General features: G+C 69.2%; 1 protein-coding gene. It reads right to left on the bottom strand.

All coding sequences use genetic code 11. The features are described 5' to 3' along the window. Positions 1–6,318, bottom strand: a 6,318-nt coding sequence (locus tag QM806_RS40715) for a non-ribosomal peptide synthetase (RefSeq protein ID WP_283295021.1), incomplete at both ends; no start/stop codon positions are given.

Raw genomic sequence — 6,318 nt, 5'->3', positions numbered from 1 at the left:
TCCACGAACCCACCACCAACGCCCGCTCACCCGGCCCCAGAACCTCCACATCACCGACCGCGGTGTCCACGTCGCCGGCGATCGTCGCCAGAATCCGGACGAGGCGGTCGGCGAGCGCTGCGGCTTCGTCCCGGTCGACGGCTCCCGGCTGGTAGCGCAGACTCAATCGCAGCCGTGGTTCGAGGATCGACAGCAGAGTGAGCGGATAGTGCGTGGCGTCGCGGGCATCGAGACCGGTCACCCGCATGCCCCCGATGTCGGTGTTCTCGTCCAGCCCGGACGTGTCGATCGGGAACGACTCGAACACCGACAGTGTGTCGAACAGATTGCCCAGACCCACCCGCGACTGAATTTCGCCGAGGCCGAGGTGATGGTGGTCGAGCAGGGACGTCTGCTCGTCCTGCAGGCGGGCGAGCAGTCGCGCGACACTCTCGTCCGGGTCCACCCGTACTCGCACGGGCACCGTGTTGATGAACAGTCCCAGCATGTTCTCGACACCGGACAGCTGCGGCGGACGACCGGACACGGTGGCCCCGAAGACCACGTCGTCGCGGGAGAGCGACCGGGACAACAGCATCCCCCACGCCGCCTGGATCACCGTGTTGATGGTGACGCCGGCGCATTCCGCCGCCGTGGCGAGTCCGTCGCGCAGCGGGGCGGGCAGTTCGACGTCGAGTTCGTGGGGCACACCGTAGAGCGCCGCAGACGCGTGCGGCGCCACCAGCGTCGGCTCCTCGACACCGTCGAGCGCTCGTTCCCAGGCCCGCGCCGATGCCTCCGCGTCCCGGCTCGCCACCCATTCCAGATACGTGCGGTACGAGGGCGGGTCCGGCAGTCCGGCCGGGTCGCCGTCGGCGGCATAACGAACCAGCAGTTCCCGCACCAGCAACGGCATCGACCAGCCGTCGAGGATGATGTGATGATTCGTGACCGCCAGCACGAAGCGTCCCGGTGCGGTGCGGAACAGGGTCAGCCGGAGCAGGGGCGGCCGGGCGACGTCGAACCTGGCACTGCGGTCCTCGTCGAGCAGGCGCTCGAGTTCCGTGTCGGGGGCCGACCCCTCGACGGTGAGATCCACTTCCCGCCACGGCACGTCCACCGTGTCGACCACCAGTTGCGCGGGCACCCCGTCGTCGTAGACGAACGCGGTCCGGAGGCTGGGGTGGCGGGCCAGCAGCCCTGCCGCGGCGGCGCGCAGACGTTCGGCGTCGACCGCACCCTCGAGGTCGATGCGCAGTTGGGCGGTGTAGACGTCCATCGACTCCGCGGCCAGGGAAGCATGGAACAGCAACCCGGACTGCAGCGGAGACAACGACCACACGTCCCGCAGTGCCGGGAAACGCTCCTCCCAGCGCTCGATCTGCTGCTGGTTCGCCGACACGAGCGGAACGTCGGACGGTGTCAGCCCGCCCGCATCCGGTCGTGACGCGTGCGCGGCAAGTCCGGCGAGGGCGCGGCGCCACAGATCCGCGAACGCCGCGACCTCGGCCTCGCGGAGGACCCCGGTCGGAAATGCGAACGACGCCATCAGACGGGGTCCGTCTGGACTGTCGGAGACGACGGCGTTGACGTCGATCACGGATGCGACGGGCATGTCGGGATTCCGGGTGCCGCCGAGCGTGCTCTCCACCGGCAGCCAGTCCTCGGCTCCGTCCGTGGTGGTCACTCGACCGAGATAGTTGAAACTCACTTGCGGAGCCGGGAATCGGCTGAGGGACTGCGCCGTCTCGTCGCCCCGGTAGCGCAGTAGTCCGAAGCCGATCCCGTGATCCGGGATCGCGAGCAACTGCTCCTTGACAGCCTTGACCGCCTGCCCTGCCGCGACACCACCTGCCATCGCGTCGTCGACGTCGATTCCGGTGAGATCCAACCGCGCCGGATACACGGTGGTGAACCAGCCGACGGTACGCGACAGGTCCGCGCCGGAGACGACCTGCTCTTCGCGGCCGTGCCCCTCGAGGGTGATCAGCGCGTCCGACACGGGGGCGTCCCGTTCCCGTCGCCAGGCGATCAGTGCCAGCGTGACCGCGGCGAGCAACCCGTCGCCCACGCTCCCGTGGAACGCGTCCGGAAGCGTGGTGAGCAGGGCGCCGGTCACCGACGATGACACGTCGACCCTGACGGTGCCGACGGTCGCGTCGACGTCGATCGCGGGATCCAGTGGGCGCGAACCGATCAGCGGGTCCGGGCCGTCGAGGATCGTCTCCCACGATGCCAGTTCGCCGGTCCGGTGCCGCGCCGCTTCGGACAGGCCGTGCGACCACCGCCGCATCGACGTTCCGACTGCCGGCAGGTCCGGGGTGAGACCGGCCTGGAGTCGGCTGCACGCCGACGCGAGATCCGCGACGAGGATGCGCCAGGAGACGCCGTCGACAACGAGGTGGTGTACCACCACGAGCAGTCGCCCGACGTCGCCTGGGACGTCGAACCAGACCACGCGCACCATGCGGGCCGCGGCGGGGTCCAGGTGGTCGGCCGCAGCATCGAGTTCCGTGGTCGCGAGCGCGGTGAAGTCGTCTCCCGTCACCGTGTCGACCGGCACCCGACGGACCAGTGCGTCCGCGGGCACCGAGCCCGGCGGCAGCACGTCCATCTCGTCCGCGGACACACGCGCGCGGAGCATGTCGTGCCGGTCCAGTACCGCCTCGACGGCGCGGTCGAGGACCTCGTGGGTGAGACCGGCGGGGGCCGCCAGCAACAGTGCCTGCGAGAACCTGTCGAGCCGCCCGCTGCTGCGCTCGAACGTCCAGCGCGCGACGGGTGTCAGCGGCAGGGTGCCGACGCCACCGCCCGGCAGCTCGTCGAGAGCCACTGTGCCGTCGCTGTCGAATCGCGCCGCCGTGGCGAGGCTGGCGACCGTTCGGTGGTCGAACACGTCTCGGGGAGAGAGGATCACACCGGCGGACCGTGCGCGGGCCACCAGCTGTATCGACATGATGCTGTCACCGCCGAGGGCGAAGAACGAGTCGTCCACGCCCACCGAGTCCAGTCCGAGCACCTCCTCGAACAGTCCGGCGAGAAGCTCCTCGGTCTCGGTGTGCGGCGGCCGACTCGCGGAACCCGCGAAGTCCGGGGCCGGAAGCGCTGTGCGGTCGAGCTTTCCGTGCACCGTCAGGGGAAGCGCTTTGAGTGTCACCAGCGCCGCCGGCACCATGTACGACGCCAACCTGCCCCCGACGAAGTCGAGGACAGCCCTCGTATCGACCGTCGCATCCGGTGCGGGCACCAGGTATCCGATCAGCCGATCGCCGCCGCCGTCCCCGTTCCACACGCTCGCGACCGCGTGGGCCACGGAGTCGTGCGCGAGCAGCGCCGACTCGACCTCACCGAGTTCGATGCGGAAGCCCCGGATCTTCACCTGGGCATCGGTGCGCCCGAGGTACTCCAACTGACCGTCGGGAAGCCAGCGTGCCCGGTCGCCGGTGCGATACATCCGGCTTCCGGGCGGGCCGAAGGGGTCGGCGACGAAGCGTTCGGCGGTCAGTGGGTACCGCCGGCGGTACCCGCGTGCGAGGGCGGGACCTGCGAGATACAACTCTCCTGCGACACCGGCAGGCACCGGGTGCAGTCGCGAGTCCAGTACGACCTCGGCGAAACCACGCGTGGGCGTGCCGATCGTGACCGGAGCCCCCGGTACCAGTTCGTCGCTGATGCTCGACACGACGGTCGACTCGGTCGGACCGTACGCGTCGAACATGCGACGGCCCGGCGCCCACCGCGCGACCAGTTCGGGCGGACACGCCTCGCCGCCCGTCACCACGCACTCGAGGGCGGTGAGACCGTCGGGGTCGACCGACGCCAGCGCCGCCGGAGTGACGAAGCAGTGCGTGACCCGCTCGGATTCCAGCAACTGCGCCAATTCGGCACCGCCGTAGACGGACGGCGGTGCGATCACCATCGTGGCTGCCGCGCCGACCGCCAGCAGCAGTTCGAGAACGGACGCGTCGAAGCTCGGCGATGCGAAGTGCAGCGTTCTGGATTCGGGTCTCGTGCCGAACGTCTCCCTCTCCTGGGTGGCGAAGGCGGCGAGACCGCGGTGCGTGGTGACCACACCTTTGGGCCTGCCGGTCGACCCCGAGGTGTAGATGAGGTAGGCGGGATTGTCGATCCGAATCGTCGACGTCCGCTCGGCATCGGTGACCGGCGACGACGGATAGTGCGACAGCCTGTCCTCGAGGCCCGGGTCGCCCAGCACCAGCCACGGCACCGCGTCCGGAAGTGCGCCGCGTTGCGCCGAGCCCGTCACACCCCACACGGCGCCGGAGTCGGTGAGCATGAATTCGATCCGTGCGGCCGGATGGCCCGGATCCACCGGAAGGAAGGCGGCCCCCGACTTGGCCACCGCCCAGACGGCCAGGACGGATTCGACGGACCGCGGCACACACAGGGCGATGACGGATTCCGGGCCGACGCCGCGCTCGATCAACATGCGGGCCAGCTGGTTCGATCGCCTGTCGAGGTCCCCGTAGCGCACGACACGCCCGTCGAAGACCAACGCGGGGGCCTCCGGATCGTTCGCGGCCGCCTCGGCCATCAGATCCGGCAGCGTCCGTGCCGCTACCGCCGCACCGCCCGTCACCGGGGACAGTACGGCACGCTCCAGCGGTCCGAGAATGTCGATGTCTCCGACCCGGGCGCCGGGGTCGGCCGTGACCGCCTCGAGAATGCGCACGAGTCGTTCCGCGAAGCCGAGCACCGTATCCTCGTCGAAGAGATCGGTCGCGTAGCCCAGTCCCGCGGCAATGCCGGTCGGGTTGCCGTCGGCATCGACGTTCTCGGCCAGCGTCAACTGCAGATCGAAGTTGACGGTGTCGATCTCGAGTTCGATGTTCCGCACCTGCAGATCCGGCAATTCCAGAGTGGGACGCTCGATGTCCTGGAACTCCAGCATCACTTGGAAGAGCGGCGCGTACGCCGTCACCCGGGAAGGACTCAGGACTTCCACCACCCGCTCGAACGGGACCTCCGCGTGGGTGAAGGCGCCCAGATCGGCTTCCCGAACGCCGGCCAGGAACTCGGAGAAGGTGGCGCCGCCGTCGACGTGGGTGCGCAGGACGAGGGTGTTGACGAACATGCCCACCACGTCGTCGAGTTCGCGCTCGCCGCGACCGGCGATCGGCGTCCCGACGGCGATGTCGTCTGCACCGCTCACGCGTGCCAGCATGATCGCCAACGCGGCATGCAACGTCATGAACACCGTCGTGGTGTGTTGCCGTGCCAGCCTGACCACACCGGCATGAACCTCGGGTCCGATCACGAACTCGACGTGGCCGCCGCGAAGTGACCGGACGGTGGGACGGGGACGATCCGTGGGCAACTCCAGCACTTCGGGCAGATCCGACAGCGTGGTGGTCCAATACGTCAGCTGTCGGGAAATGGGCGAATTCTCATCGGATTCCGATCCCAGCCACTCGCGCTGCCACAGCGCGTAGTCGGCGTACTGCACCTCGAGCGGGGCCCACTCCGGGGCCGACCCGTTCACCCGGGACACGTACGCGTCCATGACGTCGCGGGCCAGCGGTGCCATCGAGAAGCCGTCGGCCGCGATGTGATGCACCACCACCGCGAGCACGTGCACGTCCGCGTCGAGGCTGAACAGTCGTGCGCGCAACGGCACCTGCGTCGTCACGTCGAATCCTGCGGACAGCACTCTCCGCGAATGTTCGCGGAACTCGGCTTCCCCCGACACCGCGATCGGTTCGAGGTCGGGCACCGCGCTCGCCGCGGGCAGGATCACCTGGCGCGGCCCGTCGTCGGTGAGCGGGAAGATCGTCCGCACGGCCTCGTGCCGTTCGATGACGTCGGCAACGGCCGCCCGGAGCGCACGCACGTCGAGCCGCCCCTCGAGCCTCAACGCGAACGCGACGTTGTATGCGGACGAGGTGGTGTCGAACTGGTTGATGAACCACATCCGCTGCTGGGCGGGCGACACGGGGACTTCCGCGGTACCTTCCCTGGGCTTCAGCGGTGGTCGGGCCTCCAGCCCGTCGTGCGCCTCGGCCAGCGCCGCCAGACCGGCCACGGTGGGGGCGTCGAATACGTCGCGAATACCGATCCGGTCCCCGACGGCCGCATTGATCCGCGCGACCAACCTGGTGGCGATCAGAGAGTTTCCGCCGAGGGCGAAGAAGTCGTCGTTCACGCCTACCCTCGGGACACCGAGCAGGTCGGCGCACACGGCGGCCACTATTCCCTCGATCGGGGTTCGGGGAGCGACGAAACCCACAGTAGCGCTGCCGAAATCTGGTTCGGGCAGGGCCTTGCGGTCGAGTTTGCCGTTCACCGTCACCGGCAACTCCGCCAGCACCACCACCACCG

It is taken from the genome of Rhodococcus sp. IEGM 1351 (genome assembly GCF_030056875.1).
Taxonomy (GTDB): Bacteria; Actinomycetota; Actinomycetes; order Mycobacteriales; family Mycobacteriaceae; genus Rhodococcus_F; species Rhodococcus_F opacus.
This window is presented reverse-complemented; position numbering and strand designations above follow the sequence as displayed.